Source organism: Leptolyngbya sp. CALU 1928 (assembly GCF_056784215.1).
Window position 1 is genome coordinate 206,952 of record NZ_JBXBCE010000001.1, and the last position, 18,452, is coordinate 225,403.

At 48.7% G+C, this 18,452-nt stretch carries 17 protein-coding genes and 1 tRNA gene; 8 read left to right on the plus strand and 10 right to left on the minus strand.

The window, feature by feature from the left end; translation table 11 throughout:
• Nucleotides 1-20 precede the first annotated feature (20 nt).
• The 3 genes from AC1S5B_RS00905 to AC1S5B_RS00915 all read right to left on the minus strand — a co-directional run bounded on the left by AC1S5B_RS00905 (nt 21) and on the right by AC1S5B_RS00915 (nt 3,343).
• On the minus strand, nt 21-488 hold the full coding sequence (locus tag AC1S5B_RS00905) for a single-stranded DNA-binding protein (RefSeq protein ID WP_482033842.1): 468 nt from the start codon (nt 486-488) through the stop codon (nt 21-23).
• A gap of 145 nt (nt 489-633) precedes the next feature.
• Nucleotides 634-1,647, minus strand: a complete 1,014-nt coding sequence (locus AC1S5B_RS00910; RefSeq protein ID WP_482033843.1) for a DUF389 domain-containing protein — start codon at nt 1,645-1,647, stop codon at nt 634-636.
• 247 nt (nt 1,648-1,894) lie between these two features.
• Entirely contained in the window at nt 1,895-3,343 is a 1,449-nt protein-coding gene (locus AC1S5B_RS00915; protein ID WP_482033844.1) for an isochorismate synthase, read from the minus strand.
• A gap of 201 nt (nt 3,344-3,544) precedes the next feature.
• On the opposite strand from AC1S5B_RS00915, the gene menA reads away from it, so the two are divergent.
• Both menA and AC1S5B_RS00925 read left to right on the plus strand, forming a co-directional pair.
• Nucleotides 3,545-4,468, plus strand: a complete 924-nt coding sequence (menA, locus tag AC1S5B_RS00920) for a 2-carboxy-1,4-naphthoquinone phytyltransferase (protein WP_482033845.1) — start codon at nt 3,545-3,547, stop codon at nt 4,466-4,468.
• A 75-nt stretch (nt 4,469-4,543) separates the two neighbouring features.
• Complete coding sequence (locus AC1S5B_RS00925) at nt 4,544-5,542, plus strand: o-succinylbenzoate synthase (RefSeq protein WP_482033846.1); 999 nt, start codon at nt 4,544-4,546, stop codon at nt 5,540-5,542.
• A gap of 112 nt (nt 5,543-5,654) precedes the next feature.
• On the opposite strand, the gene AC1S5B_RS00930 is transcribed toward AC1S5B_RS00925, so the two are convergent.
• Nucleotides 5,655-6,434, minus strand: coding sequence for an HAD family hydrolase (locus tag AC1S5B_RS00930; RefSeq protein ID WP_482033847.1), 780 nt, complete (start codon nt 6,432-6,434; stop codon nt 5,655-5,657).
• Between the two features lie 343 nt (nt 6,435-6,777).
• Between AC1S5B_RS00930 and psbZ the strand changes: the two genes are divergently transcribed.
• Nucleotides 6,778-6,966, plus strand: a complete 189-nt coding sequence (gene psbZ / locus AC1S5B_RS00935; protein ID WP_482033848.1) for a photosystem II reaction center protein PsbZ — start codon at nt 6,778-6,780, stop codon at nt 6,964-6,966.
• Nucleotides 6,967-7,086: 120 nt separating this feature from the next.
• Nucleotides 7,087-7,668: a 6,7-dimethyl-8-ribityllumazine synthase gene (gene ribH, locus AC1S5B_RS00940; RefSeq protein WP_482033849.1), complete on the plus strand. Its 582-nt coding sequence runs from the start codon at nt 7,087-7,089 to the stop codon at nt 7,666-7,668.
• Here ribH and AC1S5B_RS00945 read toward each other — a convergent pair.
• Nucleotides 7,655-8,992: a four-carbon acid sugar kinase family protein gene (locus AC1S5B_RS00945; protein ID WP_482033850.1), complete on the minus strand. Its 1,338-nt coding sequence runs from the start codon at nt 8,990-8,992 to the stop codon at nt 7,655-7,657. The two genes, ribH and AC1S5B_RS00945, sit on opposite strands and share 14 nt — an antisense overlap.
• 231 nt (nt 8,993-9,223) lie before the next feature.
• Here AC1S5B_RS00945 and rplS point away from each other — a divergent pair, with 231 nt between their 5' ends.
• On the plus strand, nt 9,224-9,589 hold the full coding sequence (gene rplS / locus AC1S5B_RS00950; protein WP_482033851.1) for a 50S ribosomal protein L19: 366 nt from the start codon (nt 9,224-9,226) through the stop codon (nt 9,587-9,589).
• 127 nt (nt 9,590-9,716) lie between these two features.
• Nucleotides 9,717-9,789 (plus strand) — tRNA-Trp (locus AC1S5B_RS00955).
• Nucleotides 9,790-9,977: 188 nt separating this feature from the next.
• Here AC1S5B_RS00955 and AC1S5B_RS00960 read toward each other — a convergent pair.
• Nucleotides 9,978-12,173, minus strand: coding sequence for a recombinase family protein (locus tag AC1S5B_RS00960; RefSeq protein WP_482033852.1), 2,196 nt, complete (start codon nt 12,171-12,173; stop codon nt 9,978-9,980).
• A gap of 92 nt (nt 12,174-12,265) precedes the next feature.
• Here AC1S5B_RS00960 and AC1S5B_RS00965 point away from each other — a divergent pair, with 92 nt between their 5' ends.
• Entirely contained in the window at nt 12,266-13,603 is a 1,338-nt protein-coding gene (locus AC1S5B_RS00965) for a proton extrusion protein PcxA (protein ID WP_482033853.1), read from the plus strand.
• A gap of 207 nt (nt 13,604-13,810) precedes the next feature.
• On the plus strand, nt 13,811-15,277 hold the full coding sequence (locus tag AC1S5B_RS00970) for a GTP-binding protein (protein WP_482033854.1): 1,467 nt from the start codon (nt 13,811-13,813) through the stop codon (nt 15,275-15,277).
• Nucleotides 15,278-15,309: 32 nt separating this feature from the next.
• On the opposite strand, the gene AC1S5B_RS00975 is transcribed toward AC1S5B_RS00970, so the two are convergent.
• The 4 genes from AC1S5B_RS00975 to AC1S5B_RS00990 form a co-directional block, all read right to left on the minus strand.
• Complete coding sequence (locus tag AC1S5B_RS00975; protein WP_482033855.1) at nt 15,310-15,459, minus strand: photosystem I reaction center subunit IX; 150 nt, start codon at nt 15,457-15,459, stop codon at nt 15,310-15,312.
• Between the two features lie 229 nt (nt 15,460-15,688).
• The gene (locus AC1S5B_RS00980; RefSeq protein WP_482033856.1) at nt 15,689-16,783 is read right to left on the minus strand and encodes an NAD(P)/FAD-dependent oxidoreductase; all 1,095 of its coding nucleotides are present in this window, start codon (nt 16,781-16,783) and stop codon (nt 15,689-15,691) included.
• 76 nt (nt 16,784-16,859) lie between these two features.
• Nucleotides 16,860-17,327 carry an MFS transporter gene (locus AC1S5B_RS00985; RefSeq protein WP_482033857.1) on the minus strand — a complete coding sequence of 156 codons (468 nt, stop codon included), beginning with the start codon at nt 17,325-17,327 and terminating at the stop codon, nt 16,860-16,862.
• A complete protein-coding gene (locus AC1S5B_RS00990; RefSeq protein ID WP_482033858.1) occupies nt 17,324-18,403 on the minus strand; it encodes an ISAs1 family transposase in 1,080 nt (359 codons plus the stop codon). The genes AC1S5B_RS00985 and AC1S5B_RS00990 overlap by 4 nt, the downstream gene beginning before the upstream one ends.
• Nucleotides 18,404-18,452 lie beyond the last annotated feature (49 nt).

An 18,452-nucleotide genomic window follows, 5' to 3' on the forward strand; every position in this document is an offset into this window, starting at 1 on the left:
TTGGCTGGCTAATGGGTTGGCTAAAAGGGAATGTCATCTAAATTGGATTCTGGCTGCGGTTGAAACGTGCCAACGGGTTCTTTAGCTTTATAATCTGCCGCAGGAGAGGCTTTTGGGGTGTTAGGGGCAGGTTGGCTAGAACTGTTCGTGGACAGGACTGTCGTGGTAGATGTGGCGACTGTATCCGATGCTAACCGATGCACCCGTGTGGCGGTCATTTCTGCTCGTTTTTCTTTAAAGCCTTCTGGGCGATCGATGGTATTCATATTGAGACGACCCTCAATCACCACGCGATCGCCCTCGTGGTAAGTCGCCTGAATTTCTTGCGCCAAGTTGCCCCAGCCAATCACCTTGAGGGTAGAAGGCGGATCTTCAGGACGCATCCCGGCAAACTGCACGACCATTTCTGCCAGTGGCGTTTGATTATCTGCGGTGTAGCGCAGTTCCGGTTCTTGAATAATGTCCGCCATTAAAATGCATTGGTTCATTGAGCAACCCCAAAAAGTAAATTTATTAGTACAGTTGAATTAATTTAGCTCTAGCATCGATCTTAACAATTTTTGCTTGAGGTGAATAGAGGAAATGGCGAAGGGCACTTCTTGGATGGGATAGGTTCTGGTTCGAGAACGACTTTTAACTTTGCTTTAAGACGGGAGACTCTTCCCGACGGATTTCTTCAACTTGTCCAACCACAAAGATTAATGTAAAAGGCTGTTCCATTTCGCGGCTCACAAATTCTTCCAAAAGTTTAACCTGCCTGGGGGTAATGGGTTCTCTAGCTCGTACATTCAATCGGACTTTTGGGGGCTTGGCTAACCAATTTGTGTTAATGCTCAACAAATCAACCTGTTGGAAAGTAAGAGTGCGATTTATTAATGCTTGTTGTAAATTGGCTTCTAGGTGCGCCTGCCTCACTAACAGAGTGAAGCTAAACCCCAAAGGAATTAGCAACACTGCGGTGAAAGTCAAGGTCAAGGTCAGTGCTTTACGGGCGTGGTGAAAGGAAACATAGCCAGCCAGCAGAAAAGTGACCATGCAGGATAGGGTGATACCCAGCAGATTTGTGAGATACAGCAGCATAGCTCCCTGGCTGAGGTTCCAGTTTGCCTGAGACAGTCCTAAGCCGATCACACAGAGGGGCGGCATTAGGGCAACTGAGATCGCCGTTCCCGCAAGACTTTCTGAGATTTTTGGTTGCACCTTTGCATACCCACTAATTCCTCCAGCCGCAACCGCAATTCCCAAATCCAGCAGGGTGGGTTCTGATCGTGCCAACACTTCGCTGTCAAAACTGGCAATGCCAACCAATTTACCCAACATCAAAGCCAATACTATTGCCAGGGTAGTTCCTATCGCCAGGGCAGCCAACCCACGCCGAAACAGTATGCCATTTCCTTTGAGTGCCCCAAATGCCAGCCCCCGAATCGGCAGCATCAGCGGCGCAATAATCATCGCGCCAATAATGACCGCCGTGCTATTTGACAACAAACCGAAGGTCGCGATCGCGCAAGAACCCACAATCAAGATCAAGTACGACAGGTCGGGCGTTGATTCTGCCAGCAATTCTGTTTCAAGCTGCTGTAGCTGAATGAAGCCCTTTTCCTGGTTTTTCATCTGACGGAGGCGATCGCGAATAGTGGTTAGCACTTCAACTCGTCCTTTTAAGATGAGAATCCTATTGCATCGAGAGTGTACGCAATTGAAGTGATGACCTCAACATCTCAATATAGATATTGTCAGCATCTTGAGCCGTAATATCCTTGGCTTCTGGGGCTGAGCGCCGCTCTTGGGACTACGCGGTACTAAAATTCGCATTATTACTCAATTTTCATTTATAGACATTCCTTCAAAACGGACAATGTGGCTCTTGATTCAGCAATGCCGAGATACAACCTCAAACCAAAGCTGATAGAAGAGCCTGTAGTTTAAGCTGCACTTCTGCTAGCTCTCGCTCTGGCGCTGAGCCAGCGACAATTCCCGCTCCAGCAAATAGACGGGCAGTACATCCATCAATCAGGGCAGATCGAATCCCGACGGCAAATTCCCCTTCGCCCCGGTAATTTACCCAGCCAATCGGTGCGGCATAGAGCGATCGCTCAAACGGTTCATAGCGATGAATCTGCTCACAGGTAATCTCTCTCGGTCTTCCGGCAACGGCGGGAGTGGGATGTAGCGCTGCCACCACATCAAGCAAATGGATTTCCGATGGCACGATCGCCCGAATCGGCGTGTGCAAATGTTGAATATTGGATAATTGCAGCAAGCGCAGGGGGGAACAGGATGGCTCCAAGCCTAGCTGGGCAAGCTGATGGATGATGAAATCAATCACCACTTGATGTTCGTGCAGTTCTTTGATGCTGTGGAGCAAAATATTGGCTAACCGGGCATCGTCACAGGTCGTTTTGCCTCGTGGGGCTGAACCTGCCAAGGCATCGGTGATCAGGTGATGGTTTTGCACACTGACCAATCGTTCTGGGCTAGCCCCCACGAAATGCTGTCCTTGAGCGTTGGTTGTGGAAAAGATGTAGCAATCTGGATACTGAGTTCGCAAATTGTTGAGGGAAAAAATTCGATGAAAGGGAAGTGGCGAAACCACATCCACCGCATGAGCAAGGACAATTTTATCAAAGTGGTCTGCGTGAATTGATTTTAGCGCGCTACAGACAGAGTTTTGAAACGTTTCGGTGCCTGCAACAGAGTATTGTTTTAACCAATTAGAAGTATGCAGAATGGGATTAATCAGTTCATATTGAACAGCATTGATTTTTTGCAAATTTTTCCACAGCCTTTCAACCGTTGAAGCGAGACAAGTTTGAGCATCGATCGCAACATTGGCAACAATCATGCTGCGATGATTCCAATAGGAAATTTGCCAGCTTGGAAGAAACACAGTTGCTGCTGCAAAACCATTATCAGCTTGATTAGAGAGGCGATCGCCGAAGGAAAAACTGCAAAAGAAATGGGGTCCAGAGAACGGAAAGTCTGATGTTCCAGCCATGATTGTGTTTGCCAAGATGTCTTGAATAAAGGCTTTAACCTGTTCAAAACGTTGGCTCCCATCAGTCTGAAATTGAACGACAGAATTGATCGCCGCGATCGCGACTTTATCATCGTTAAAATCTGTTTTTCTAGACAGATCTTGTTTTTCAAAGTAAAAACTTAGCTGACCCAGTTCAGCCATTTCATGTAAAACTGTGAGGGGATCAACTGCATCAACTTCTAATGAGATACTAGCAATTTGAGCCTGATTTTTCTCACAAGAAACTTGCTGGCAATTTGACAGGAATTGATAAAGATCCCGCTGAGTTTTAAACTGCTGATTGCAACAAAGTGTGACTGGCATGTAATAGAAGACAACACAATTTTATAACCAGTATAGTTCCGTAAATGTCTACGGGTCGCCATTTACAGTCTACAAGCGCATCATTTCTTAACATGTTTCAAAGTTTAAACTCTTCCCCTATTTTCTCAGTCTGGGAATTGTTGGATCATAGAATGATTAGGCAACTTTACGCTGAAAGATGTCCACTTAACAACATCTAAAATGGTTACAAAAACTGTTGATTTACATACTAATAATGATTTGCCTGCAAAAAAGCTATGGTTAGCCGCCATTAAGCCGCCCATGTACAGCGTTGCCATTATGCCTATTTGGGTGGGCACGGCGATCGCCTACGCAGAAACGAGGCTGTTCCATGCCGAAATTTTTGTTACATTTCTTGTCTCGGCAATTTTGATCTTGGCTTGGGAAAATCTTAGCAACGATGTATTTGATGCCGAAACTGGCGTAGATGTAAACAAAGTAAATTCCCTCGTTAACATCACCGGGAACAAGTCGCTAATTTTTTGGATCAGTAACGGCTGCTTGGCATTGGGGCTACTTGGCATTGGGGCGATCGCGTTTTGGCAGCAAGACCTGACGGTGATTGGGCTGATTTTGCTCTGCTGCGCGATCGGCTATATCTACCAAGGACCGCCCTTTCGCCTCAGCTATCAGGGCATGGGTGAAATTCTTTGCTTCTTTGCCTTTGGTCCAATCGCCTTTGCTGCCGTTTACTATAGCCAGACGGAATCTTGGTCACTCACCAACTTTGCCGCTTCCGTCGTGATTGGCATTGCCACCAGTCTGATTCTCTTTTGCTCTCACTTCAATCAGGTGAATGATGATGCCGCCGTGGGGAAGCGATCGCCCGTGGTGCGCCTAGGTGCCAAACGCGCTGCCGAGCTTCTTCCCTGGATTTGCGGCAGCGTCTATGGGCTGACTATTCTATTTATCTCGATTAAACTCTTTCCTATTTGGACGCTACTGGTGTTTGCCAGCCTGCCCTACGCCGTCAAACTGTGCCGAACGATCGCTGCGAACTATCATCAACCCGAAACCCTTCTGCGGTGCCGATTGATCGCCGTTTCGTTTCACTTTGTCACTGGCTTAATGCTGGGTTTAGGATTTGTTCTCTCCAAAGTCTAAGATTAATCAAACCCAAGATTTTTGTATACGCATAAATCTTAGAGAACGCTTCCGCTATAGCCTTTCACACACTTGATGCTTTATCAGGTTCAGTTTCAGCCTTACCAGCGACCCTTCAAAGTTCCTCTGCAAACTAGCCACGGAACTTGGAAGGTACGCGAAGGGATTTTACTCCAACTGACCAATCAAACGGGGCAAGTTGGCAGCGGCGAAATTGCTCCTTTGCCGTGGTTTGGCTCTGAAACCTTAGAGCAAGCGCTAGATTTTTGTCGCCAGTTGCCCACTGTTTTCAGGTCGGATACCATTTTTGATATTCCTGACACTTTGCCAGCCTGTCAATTTGGCTTTGAAATGGCGTGGGAGCAGGGAACAGGTTTCAGGGAACAGGTTTCAGGGAACAGGGAACAGGAGGAAGAAGACAGGAACAAACACTCCGTACTCTACACTCCGCACTCCACACTCCTGCAAAGCGCGTTGCTGCCTGCGGGAAAAGGTGCAGTGTCAAGCTGGGAAGCGTTGTGGGCAGAAGGCTATCGGACGTTTAAGTGGAAGATTGGCGTGGAAGCGCTGGAAATAGAGTTGGCATTATTGGAAAGGCTGGCTCACGAGTTACCCCAAGCGGCGCGGCTGCGGTTAGATGCCAATGGTGGATTAAGTATAGAAACTGCGATCGCCTGGTTGTCAGCGTGCGATAGCGTAAGCGCTGACTTGTCAGTTCGCAGCCCCAGGATCGAATATTTAGAGCAGCCGCTTCCTCCTAGCCAATTGGCTCAAATGCTGGAGTTAAGCAAACAGCATTCCACACCTTTAGCACTAGATGAATCGGTGGCAACGCTAGCTCACCTGCAAGATTGCCATACTCAAGGCTGGCGTGGAATTTTTGTGATTAAACCCGCGATCGCAGGTTCACCCCGTCGTCTGCGCCAGTTTTTTCAAGCTCATGCTATCGATGCCGTTTTTTCCTCAGTATTTGAAACCGCCATTGGACGACAGGCAGGCTTGAGATTGGCGGCAGAACTGGGAAATTGCGATCGCGCCATGGGCTATGGCACAGATCACTGGTTTGACGAATGACGTAAAATCTGCGATCGCGTAGGGTGCTGTTGAGTCATGCGAAACGCACCACTCATAGCCATCCAACTCATAGCCATCCAACTCATAGCCATCCAACTCATAGCCATCCAACTCATAGCCATCCAGTAAAATCTCCAGCAAATTGAGCCAACGAAATCAATTGAATGCGGGAATCATTCACCGTTTGTTCGCGATCGCGCGGGGTGTTGTAGCCCCAATCCGCCAGAAACAGTTGAACGGTATTGAGTTCCGGTTTTTTAGTAATGCTTTGCAACGTTTTCAGGCGGTCTTCAACAAACCAAAAAGTGGCATCGTTGCCAAACACCTGCATTAACTCAAACAAAATTTCACTTTTAGGACGTTTTACCTCTTTGCCGAACAGTTGCAGATCGGTTAAATCGATGCCTTGTTGTGCCAATAGCTGTTGAATAAACCGCCCTTCTTTCGTGCTGATGATGGCAACTTGGGTATCCGTTTGCAGGGTTGCTTTCAGGCGATCGCACACCCCCGGATAAAACCGATGCTCTGCCAGCCAACTGTCCACATCTGCCGCAATCCACTGATCCCGAATGCCATCCACTTCTGCAATCAATGCTGCCGGATCTAACTGCTCTGTGGCGATGAGTTGCAGAGCGATCGCTGTCCAATTTTGCAGCACAGCCGCCTCCGACACTCCTTGCAGCACCGCATGAAGCACCAACGGCATTTCCCATCCCGTTTCAACCACGGGGCGCAACCGATAAAACGATTCAGCCAAACCCTCTGGCGGCACCAAACTTGTGGGCTGCCAAAGAGTGCAGTAGGCTTGCCATGACGTTTTGAAGTACTCTCTCAAGCCGTCGCACAATACCCCATCAAAATCAAGCGCTAAAACGGTCGGAGTCAGAATCATCGTCCATTTCTCATCTCAGGAACCCTGCCGCCTCAAGATACCGCAATAATCCTCTGACAGACGAGTATTCTTAGACAGATTTCACCCAACGTGCGACTTTTGTGGCTTACCTGTATGGGCGCACGGGTAGGGGAATGATGGCGCTTGCGGGCATGGTCTTCTAGGCTGCGGGCGCGTACCATAGGTAATCTGGCTCCTCTATTTTGCCGCTTGACTTTTGAGCTTAAACCTTAACCTTTCACAATTGCCCGACACCTGACACCTGATATTTTGGGTCATTTTTTTGATAGGTTAGTGAGTAACCTTACTTGCCTAGTTTATTGCCCTATCGGGAGACGCGACCATGACAATCCTTTTTCAGCTTGCGCTAGCAGCCTTAGTTTTTCTATCTTTTGTGATGATTATTGGGACACCCGTTGCCCTAGCCACCCCACAAAACTGGGATCAATCCAGACGCGTAATCTTTTTGGGTTCTGGCGTTTGGGCGATATTGGTGATTGTGGTTGGCATTCTTAACTACCTGGTCATCTAAGTAAAATGCGATCGCCCTCTTTCCACGATCGCCCATTTAATCCGCCTACCTTTGATCAATATCCAAAACCCGTGAGCCTTATAATGATGAGGATTACGGGTTTTTTATGCCGGAGCAGCAATGGCAGTTTTTGAAGGAACATTTACCCAAACAGATTCTTTTCGGTTTGCGATCGTCATTGGTCGCTTCAATGACTTGGTAACCACCAAATTGCTGGAAGGCTGCCAAGATTGCCTTAAACGGCACGGCGTAAACGTTGATCCTCAGGGAACGCAAGTGGATTATGCCTGGGTTCCCGGCAGTTTTGAAGTCCCCATTGTGGCGCGTCAGTTAGCGCTTAGCGATCGCTACGATGCCATCATTTGTCTGGGTGCCATTATCAAGGGGCAAACTCCCCACTTTGACTATGTAGCCGCAGAAGTCTCCAAAGGGATTGCTGCCGTGGGGTTCCAAACTGGCGTTCCCGTAGTTTTTGGAGTTTTAACCACCGATACCCTCCAGCAGGCTCTAGAACGGGCAGGCATCAAAAGTAACTTGGGCTGGAACTATGCCATGAGCGCCCTAGAAATGGCAAGTCTGATGAAACAGATGAAAAGTGTGCCAGCGGCGGAAAATGGCAGTAATCATCTTGCAGCCGGCACAGCAGCAACCCTCCCCGCAACCGCTTTAAAGAGTGCTTCACCGGAGCCTACTGTGGGCTAGACGAAGGATTCGATAAGCGCTGGTAGGCGATCGTCAAAGCGGTAGCATCGCCCACGTTTCCTGGAAACAACACAACGGGCAAATTGGGAAACTGGGGATGGTCGGCGGCAGTTCGCACCATCGAAACACCGGGTAGTACTTGCCCTAGTAACCATGCCGTTCTCAGGGCTAACCCAGTACTCAAAGTGTCGTTAGAGGTAATGCCGCCTTTGCTAATTAAGAAACCGATCGCGCTTGGCAGGTTTTGTAGCACATCCATCAGCAAACCAGAAACCGCTTCCCCAAAATTTAATCGAGTTTGAGCATCGTCGAAGGTGAGCTCTTGCCGACTGGTATAGACGACTGAAGTTTTGCCATCGGTATAGATTGCGTTTGTCCGATCCACAATTTCGGCTAGAAGTTGCAATCGCGCCTCATCTCTATCGGGTGCCAACAGCCGCGCCACATCCACTTGCACCCCAACAATTCCAGGTTGTTCTAATAAGTGCTGGAGTTGTTCCGTGGTTTTTTGGACGTGAGAACCGACAATCACCGCCCCTGGTTTGCCGCACCGAACATACTGCGCCATGGCTTCCGGGGCGATCGCTTGGGCAGGCAACGCCGCCAACGCCGTCAGCAAACTAGCAGCACTCCGAAACAAAAACCGTTTTCCTTGAGCGGCAGCAGCAAGGATATCAGTGGCGAATCGGTTCAAATCCGCTTGCGTCTCTGCATCCACCACACAGCACTGGTTATCGTGCAGGTTCAGCAATCGCTCCAATACACCCTGCCGAATGTCTGCTAGCAAAAAGCGCTCAACCTGCTCGGCTTGAATGCGTCCTTGAGTCTTTTCTTCCACATAATCTGGCAAATAGCTATGGCTGTAGCCAAACACAGAATCGTGGGCAAACTCAGTTTCATGCACTGGAGTCTCCACGCCAGCCACCTTTAAGTAATGAACGCTATCACGGGTAGTGCGTCCTCCTTCAAAAAAAGCTGGAGTCAAAAAGTGAGCATCGAAAGCGCCCAGTTCCGAAGCGATCACATCGGTTTCAATGGGATAGTGTCCGCGCAAGGTGGAATCTGAGCGACTCACCACCAAAAAATCTTGAATATTCTCTAAATCAAGCGCTTGCTTCAGATTTTGGCAGGTTTCGCGGGTAACGGCAGCCGCTTTCTCAGGAGTCAGCGATCGCGTGTTCGTCAGCACAAAAAATATTGGTGCGTCATCCTGCAATCCCAGCCTGAGCGTTTCCACATCCCACTGCATCAACAACAAGCAGCTATGCACCGTTTGAGAGCCAGTCGGGTCATCATCTAAAACAATAATTTTGGGGCGAGTCATTTTTGTTAATGCGGCTGAAGTAGCTGTATACCATTATTGAGCTAGGCGAGTCCTCTTTTATAGTTGGGTGATACGATCACTTCAATAAATACTGTAGTGAGTCAGCCTGCGATCGCTGCGACAAATCGATCCCACTTGCTAATTCACTGAAAATAAACCCTCCCCCCTATAGACGTTTCCCCCCTTGCTACTGTACAGTGGAAGACTGTGAGTTTTTGACCCGCGAGACTTATGCTGCACGCCCAAGAAATTATCCGCTCGATTGAAGCGGAACAAATGAAATCGGATCTGCCAGTTATTTATGTTGGCGATACCGTTAAAGTCGGTGTGATTATTCAAGAAGGTGGGAAAGAACGCACTCAGCCTTATGAAGGAGTTGTCATTGCCAAACGCGGCTCTGGCATCAACCAAAATCTTACCGTTCGTAAGGTTTTTCAAGGAATCGGAGTAGAGCGCGTTTTCCCAATTCATTCTCCTCAGATTGAAAGCATCAAAGTGCTGCGCCGTGGTAAAGCCCGTCGTGCTAAGCTTTACTACCTACGCGATCGCGTAGGTAAGGCAACTCGCCTGAAGCAACGGTTTGACAGAGCGTTGTAAAGTTTTGCAATTAGCTTTCAGTTCGTAGTGACTACCTGAAGTTCCTCGCTGAAAGCTAATTACTCAATGCTAAGCTAACTGTAATAACTGATGTATTGAGTTTCACTTTCTCGATTTTTACTGTTTTGCGCTCTTAGTTCAGTTGGTAGAACGCAGGTCTCCAAAACCTGATGTCTGGGGTTCAAGTCCTCAAGGGCGCGCTTTTTTACATAAAGAAATAACCTAGAACCCCTGCTAGTCAAAAGCTTTAGACTTTACTGAAACTTTTGACTATAGCTGATAGGATTCCATTTAATTGGATATAGCCTGTAAATCTAAGCAAGATTTAAGCAAGGGGAGGAGATGGGCAAAGTGCAGAGTGATTTTCTTTGCGGGTTTCCTATTTGCTTCATACGGCTGTCATGGGAGTAGCTGAATTGACCAGCGTTAATAAAGTGCCTGTTTGTTCTTGTCCATTGGTTGCCAAATCGCTGTGACATAGATAAATTTGCTGTTCTGTGCGGGCTTGCAAATCGAGTAAAATCCGGCGTAGGCGTTGCTCGTTGGCATCCATAGCATTGGCGGCAGTCCACAAACCGCCCGACCAATGCTGCAAAAACAATGGAGCCGCAAATAATGCATCCACACCGCTCAGCCAGCGGGGAGAAGCCGCATCCAACCAGAAGTGCCAGCGATGGCTGCGACGGCTAGAACGGTATTGAAAGACAGTAGCTAAGGTGACGGCATTACTGGCTGCCCCCATGGGACGCACTGGATAAGGATTGGCGGTGACAGTGCTGTTGCGTAAAAGTTGAATAAAGGGGCTGATGGTTGCAGCAGATGGAGAATCTTGGCGTGTCGTGCCGCGATCGCTGAGGTTCACATCACTACGGCGCAGCCGATCTGCGACTTCCCAATAGTGTTGTGCCGTTTCCAGCAGTTGACGGAGGGCAGACAATTGATCAAAGGCTAAAGCACTGCCGCCCAAGAGAAAATGTTGGATGGCGCGATCGAGCAATGAAACGGCATTCGGGATCAGACGTTGCTCTAGCTGAGATTGCTGAGTTTCGATCCACTGAATCACTGCCTGGTATGCCTCTGCGGTTTGATAACCCAACCGATCCCACCGAGGAAAGGTAGTGGCGGGTAATAAACGAGGACGCTCTGGATGGGGGGCAAAGCAATAGTCGGCGAGTAAGCCAGCGCGAACGGGATCAATGGCGAGAGTGGGCGGTGAGGGAGCGGCTGAGCGGCTGTCAATCGTTTGCCCTTGATTGCCCAGCACAACGAGCATTTCAGCGATCGCATCTCGATCCACTAAGCGACCTAAGCCAGGATAGATCAGCGTTAGCAACGTCAGCAACGCCCGAACGATGGCAAAGCTAATCAAGGGACGCTGATCATTGAGTGATTCGACTGGAATTTGGTGTTTGGTCAGAATATTGATCAGGGCATATCGAGCGATCGCGTCCAAACCAGGACTGATGACCGCCAAGTGTCGCGGCTCCACTTGCCCCGCTTGCACGGCGGTAATAATCGTCTCTGCCGTTTGACGTAGCAAATCAGAGCGCGAGACCGTTTGGATCGCTTGAATTGACTCTGGTAATGCCAGAAATATCATGGGATTCATCGCGAAATCTACTAGGGTTTCACCCAGATCATTCGATAAGCTTGGGGTTGAGCGATCGCGCAATTCTACAACTTCACACCGATGGGCTAAGTCTGCTAAATAGGCAGGATCGGCTCCCAACCCTAAGCGCACTGCACCATCAGGGTTAAAGGTGAATACGGCAGAGGCTCCCGCATTGAGCAGTGTTTCAAACAGATGCCGAGCGATCGCGGGATATTCATCCACATCATCCGCCAAAATTAGCGGGTAGCGCTGAACCAAGTGCGATTGATAAGTGGGATGCTCTAGCAACCATTGCCAATACAGCCCTGCCGTAATCCCATAGGTCAACAGACCCCGATCCAAACACCACTGCTGCCATTGCTGCAACATCATTCCAACCGTTTCAAACGGAATCGGCAGTTCGCTATTTTGCGACCCTAAGCCCTGTTGCAATCGAAGTGGAATAGTTTCAACGGGAATGCCAGCTAATCCAGCAAGCTGTAGCAAATCCAAAATTTTTCTGACGAGGCGCGCCTCATTCACCGCTGCTTGCGCCCCGATCGCCCGATCAATCTCCGGTTGCCACAATCGCGCCGCAAGCTCCTGCTCATTTTCTGGATTAAGCCTGAGGGGAAACTGTGCTTTCAAATCAAGCTGCTGAATTAGCAAGGGCCAAAACAGCGTCACTTCGTCTTGAAAAAAACCCAGCGGAGTGGTGGAGTAAAAAGAATATTGACCTTGAGTGGCGGTAACTAAGCGATCGACTAGATCAATTCGGTTATCCCCAATCGCTGCAAAGAGCAACACTCCTGGCAGTTCTGTAGAGGGCTGTAGGCTTGCAGGGGTTTGACTCTCTGGAAGTAAGGATGTTGACACCTGGGCAGACACCGCCGCCTCAGGTTGAGCAACCCATTGGCAAAACTGGCGAATCAGGTAACTTGTTTTACCGACTCGCGTTGCTCCTGTAATCCAGATTTGTCTGTTGTTAACCAATTGTTTTTAGGTGATTTTGCTAGAATCTCTCGTACCTTAACTTAAATGACTGGTCTAACAAATAATATCTAAACGATGAACCTGTTCCCATTATGAGATCATCCTTTCTAACATCGATCAGTCGATATTTACGCGGGGCTAACCACTGGCTCCTACAAACACCCGAAAGAGCGCTTGATCAAGCCTATGAAGCGGCTTTAATGATCAAAGCGATTGAAGACCAACATTTTGATGGTGAAAAAATTTCTAAAAAATCCACGAAGCACAGTGAAAATGTGCTTACTTATTTTCAATCTGAACTGAATAAATATTTGAAGTTTGCCGAGGTTCGTCTCACAGAGTTTAGAGCGAGCCGCATCATTGTAGATTCTACGAATGCTACCCTTTATAATCGCCGCAGTTCTTATATCAGCACGCATGAGCAAGCAGCAACCGTATTAGAAAAACTGGCGTTTATTGATCAGATTCTCGATCGCTACAAACCTTCGCCAGTGAATTCAACGGCTTTAGTTCCGCTAACTCAAGGAAATAATATCAATCTTTCTGGAACGATAATTGATCAAAATACGGGCGATCGCCTGTACAACCAGGCGATCAATACGGACAACGACGATGGCGGCATTCTAGATAAAACAGGTGTGCTACCCCGCTCAATTTTAGGCACGCTGAATCGAATTAAGCGAGATTTAGACCCAAATTCTGAAGAACAAGTGGTTCAAACTTTTCGGTTTTCTAAAGCAAAAACCTTAATATCCATTCGGCTAATCTTGCTGTTAATTATTGTGCCGTTGCTGACTCAGCAAATTTCTAAGGCGTTTGTCGTAGGTCCTTTGGTGGATCGAGTTTGGCAACCAGAGCAAGTCGGCATTTTTCTTAACACGGAGTTAGAAGAAGAAGCGCTAAGAGAATTTAATTTGTTTAAAGAACGATTAGAGTTCGATCGCTTTCTGAGTGCGGCTCAACCTGAGCGGCTTCCAGAAAACACCGATGCTGAGATTCTTTTGAAAGAAAAGGCTCAGGAAATTTCAGAGATTTATTCTAAGCTGAGTGCCCGTGCCATCAAAAATGTGTTTGCAGACTTACTTTCTGCGATCGCATTTGCGATCGTGTTGATGACTAATAGCAGAGGGATAGAAACGCTGAAATCTTTTATCGATGAAACCGTTTATGGATTAAGTGACAGCGCCAAAGCTTTTATTATCATTTTATTTACAGATATGTTTGTTGGCTTTCACTCGCCTCATGGCTGGGAGGTAATTTTAGAAGGGGTTGCCAAGCATTTTGGATTGCCTGCCAATCGAGATTTTAACTTTCTGTTCATCGCCACATTTCCTGTGATTTTGGACACCGTTTTTAAATACTGGATCTTCCGCTATCTCAACCGCATTTCTCCGTCTGCCGTGGCGACTTATAAAAATATGAATGAATAATAAAAAACCTGTGAATAGAGAAAACAACCATTCGCCAGCGCTCACACAAGCCATTTAGCTTAAAGGTGATTGCTATGAACCAAATAATCCTCTTGCTTAGGCAGAGGAATGTCTAGGATGGAAGAAATTGTATTAGCCGCGATTCCATAAGAAGTCTTTGGGACGCTTCCCTAATTTCACGAATCCTGAACTTTTCCTTGTTGCTCCATGCCTGACTCCCCCGATTTGAATCACGCTCCATTTTTGACCCAACACGAACTGGATGAAGCCATCCACAACTTTGACACGATTCAAGGAGAGCTTAATTATCGACAAGCGCAAACCGCTCTACGGGACTTAGTTGAAGGGTTAGATTTGACGGCTCAAGAACGACGGGGGTTGGAACCCGAAATTACTGGGCTGGAATCGATGCTGGATAAGCTCGATCGCCAGATTGTCCACATCGCGGCGTTTGGCATGGTGGGGCGCGGCAAATCATCTCTGTTGAATGCGCTGCTGGGCGAGTCGGTGTTTGAGACGGGGGCGATTCATGGTGTCACCCAGATTCGGCAAACTGCTAACTGGACGGTGACGAATGAGGCGATCGCGGGCAGTGAGCAATCTTTGACGCGGGTAACAATGAACGCGATCGACAACTCTCAAATTCAACTGATCGACACTCCCGGTATCGATGAAGTGGATGGCGAAGCGCGGGAAGCACTGGCGCGCCAAGTTGCTCAACAAGCCGATCTGATCCTGTTTATCGTTGCGGGAGACATGACCAAAGTAGAATATCAGGCGCTATCAGCTTTGCGGACTGCCAGCAAGCCGATCATTTTGGTATTCAACAAAATTGACCAATATCCCGATGTCGATCGCCAACTGATTTACCGCAAAATTCGGGATGAGCGCGTCAAAGAACTGCTGTCACCGGATGAGATTGTGATGGCGGCAGCCTCTCCCCTGGTCGCAAAAGCAGTCCGTCGGGCAGATGGTCGCGTGGCAGCTCAACTCAGTGCTGGAACGCCCCAAATCGATGATTTAAAGCTGAAAATCCTTGAAATTCTGGATCGAGAAGGCAAGTCACTGGTGGCAGTCAACTCGCTGCTGTTTGCCAATGATATTAACGATCGCTTGGTGGATCGCAAAATGGCAATTCGGGAGCAAAGCGCCAATCGAATTATTTGGAATGCGACGATGACAAAGGCAGTGGCGATCGCCCTCAATCCCATCACAGTGGTAGATATTCTCAGTAGTGCAGTGATTGATGTGGCGCTGATCCTGACGCTCTCCAAGCTCTACGGCATTCCCATGACCCAGCCCGGAGCCTTAGCCCTGCTGAAAAAAATCGCCCTGACCATGGGCGGCATCAGCGCCAGCGAATTGGTTGCCAACCTAGGATTAAGTTCGCTCAAGGGTTTGCTAGGGCTATCCGCTCCGGCAACGGGGGGAGTGACGCTGGCTGCCTATGCGTCGGTGGCAGTGACGCAGGCAGGCGTGGCAGGTGTTTCAACCTACGCGATCGGTCAAGTGACGAAAACTTACCTCGCGAATGACGCGTCTTGGGGAGTCGATGGACCCAAAGCTGTGGTCACTCGCATTCTTGCATCCCTGGATGAAGACTCGATTTTAAGCCGGATCAAAGGTGAACTCCGCGCCAAGCTCAATCTCAATCAGCCGCGATCGCGTCCTTAAACAAAATCAGCAACCAGTCGCTGAGAATCGCTTTATGGTGTTGGATAAAACAGCAGATCGGGAAAAAAGTAATTGATGACTGCCCAAGTAGAAAAGGCGACAGAGGTTGCAATGATTGTTAGAACAGGCGCAGTAGAAAGATATCGCAGGAAAAAATTAACTTGGTTGTTTTCTTTTGCCATGATGCGGTGCTAGATGACTGTAGAACCCTTTTAGCCTAACGAGAACAGCGATCGCTGTTCTCGACCATAAGAAGGATTCAATTCGATTTTTGACCGTTAGGGTCGTCAATATTTTCCCCATGGAGTGATCAGTTTTAACAAACATCGGTATCCTCCCAGTCACTCTACCTTAGAGTACGCCAATTTTTTGGTGATGGTGAAAGACCGCTGATGAAGGCGATCGCTCAGTCTACATCGCTTGCCAAAATCGAGGGGTGGTAATCGCGCGATCGCCCATTTGCGGGTTGAGATACTCTGCGGCTGACAGTCCAGACAACAGAGCGCTTTCTACCCGCATCCCGCCGCACCAATCGCCCGCACAAACCAAGGGGGCAGTTGTTTCGGCTGACCAATAGCGATCGCTCAACGGGGTCGCTGGAAAGGAGTAGCGCCAGCGATGCACTTGCTTCCATTCGGGTGTTGCTAACCAGGGAAGCAGTAAGTCTGCGGCAGATTGCAAGAGTTTTTGTCCTACTGGAGACAGGTCGGCAGCGTCCAAAAATTGGTTGGCAAATGCCGCCGTACTTTGAACGACAAATATGGGCTGAGAGGAACTGCCCCGTTTGCTGCTATCTAGACCAATCCAACCTAAATCTGGATGTTGAACCGCGATCGCCTTCACATCGCCATAGGTTGCCTGCCACTGTTGTAAGCAATCTTCTGGATAACCTGCCATGACTGCAATACAGGGATCAAACTCCACCGATTTCAGTTGGCAGATTAATTCACTGGAAACAATAGTTTGTTCGAGCGGTTCCAGTAAAGTGACCGCTTGAGGCGCGGGGATAGCGACCAGCACGGCATTCGCTAATAAAGTTGATGTCGCTGCGGCATCTGGCTGAGTATTTTCGATAGTCAATGTCCAAGTTTGGTTAGAGGCTAGCTCTAATCCAATCACGCGCTGACTAAATCGAATATCGAGTCCTGTTGCTAGATATTTGGCGATCGCGCTCATGCCGTCGGGTGCCACATAGCGAGGGATGCTATCAGAGCTGGGGTGCAGAGTGCGATCGCGATCCAGTGTATAAGCCGTATCCGTCCAAACCTGAACTACATTTTTTTCTAGTAAATGTGCGATCAAGTCCCCAAATAATTCCCCTTTCGGCGAAAGATAGCAGGTGCCATGATCGGCGCGATCGTGGGGAAGGCGACGAGTTGCCAACCGTCCACCGACTCCGCGAGATTTTTCTAGCACTGCCACTCGGTAGCCTGCTTGCTGTAACTGTTGAGCGCAGGTTAACCCGGCAATGCCTGCCCCCACAATGGCAATATCAACCGCTTCCAATCCGGTTTACTCCTAAATAAATCCCTATTTAAGCCTATCCCGACTTTTCAGCAGGCGTTGTAGCGGATTGACTATTTTATTCGCTTTTCATGTCTAGCTTGCTTCGTTGGGTTTCAAACAGGCGCAACACGAGCAGCCCCAGGCTTGTACTAGCGGCGACTGCTAGCCAAAAATTGTGGGCGATGTTGGCAGGCTGATCCATTGCCCAACCGCCAACCAAAGGACCGATAAAATAGCCGATCGCCCAACATTGAGAACTGACCGCCACATAGGCACCCCGCAAATTTTCTGGCGCGAGTTCTGAGACGATCGCAGCGGCAAACGGTTTGTAGGTGACGGAGGCGATCGCCATGATACAAAAAGCCGCCACGCCAGTCCAATACTGGTAGGCTGCAACTGTGCCAGTCACCCATAACAAGCCAAACCCAAAGCTAGAAAGCAGCATGGCAATCATCAGCACGCGTACACAGGGAACCGCAGTAAACGCTTGGGCGATCGGCAGTTGAGCCACGGCTCCCACGCCGATATAGCAGGGCTGATTCATTGGCAGAAGGAAAATAGGCGAGGGATATCATGAGCAACCTGTCGAATCGCCTGAGTCAAAGAGTCAAACCCATGCTGCCGGAAGAGATTAAGGGCAAAGGTTCGCACAATTGCCATATTAATCAAAGCGTGACCCTCACACAGTGGAGTCGTATCTTCTTGAAAGACCACATCTTTACACCAGTGGAGGCGATTCTCAATGTGCCAATGCTGCCGGATACGACGGGCAAACTCGGCGGCATCGGTTGCCAGCGAACTGATATAAAACACCGTCTGTGAAACGGGTATGCCTGCTCTTAGTCCGGTGCGTTCGACCCGAATCACTCGTTTAAGAGCGACCCAACTTGGGTCAATGGTGGCACTTGGCTCCAATACACACACACGGCGTTGGGTTGAGCGATTGCGCGTCCGCTCTGAGTCCACGTGACAACTGAGGGGAGACGAGTGTTCAAACTGCTGCTGGATTTGGGCTAATAATTTGGGTTGATTCCCTTTGATGGCAATTAAGTAGTGGTTCTGACTGGCTATAATTTGCTGAACTGTTTTTTTTTTGGCGTGCAGGGCATCAAAACTAAAACACACCCCTTGCAACTGAAGGTGCTCCAACAAGGTTTGTACCGTTACAATTTCACTACTCGTTTTGTTGTGCATGGATTGCACCCCAACGACCAGTCCCAGTCGAGTGCTGACCACCGACACCACACTGACAAAATCTTGATACGCCTGGTCGTAATCTCTCAGACTGACTCGGATGCTCTTGCCGTCAACGGCACAAGCGGCTTGCTCTTCCAGCTCAACCGTTTCCTGTGCCCATTGATTGAAAACCTCGGTTAACGCCTCAAAGTCCACTCGCACCAAAGCGCGGCGAATCGTCGAGTAGCAGGGTAACCGCTCATAGGGCACTTCGAGTACCCCTAACAATTGGGTTTGATGGCGCTCCACAAAGCACGCGATCGCTCGATACCCCACACACCCGCTCATCGTTGCCATCAGTACCAGCAACAAAATCACCCACAATGGATACTGGGGTTGGGTTCGATAGTCTCGTACTTGTTTGAGAGCATCAATCAGGCTCATGGCTAGCTAGGGGTGAAAGAGCATCACCCATTATCATTTTTCTACCACT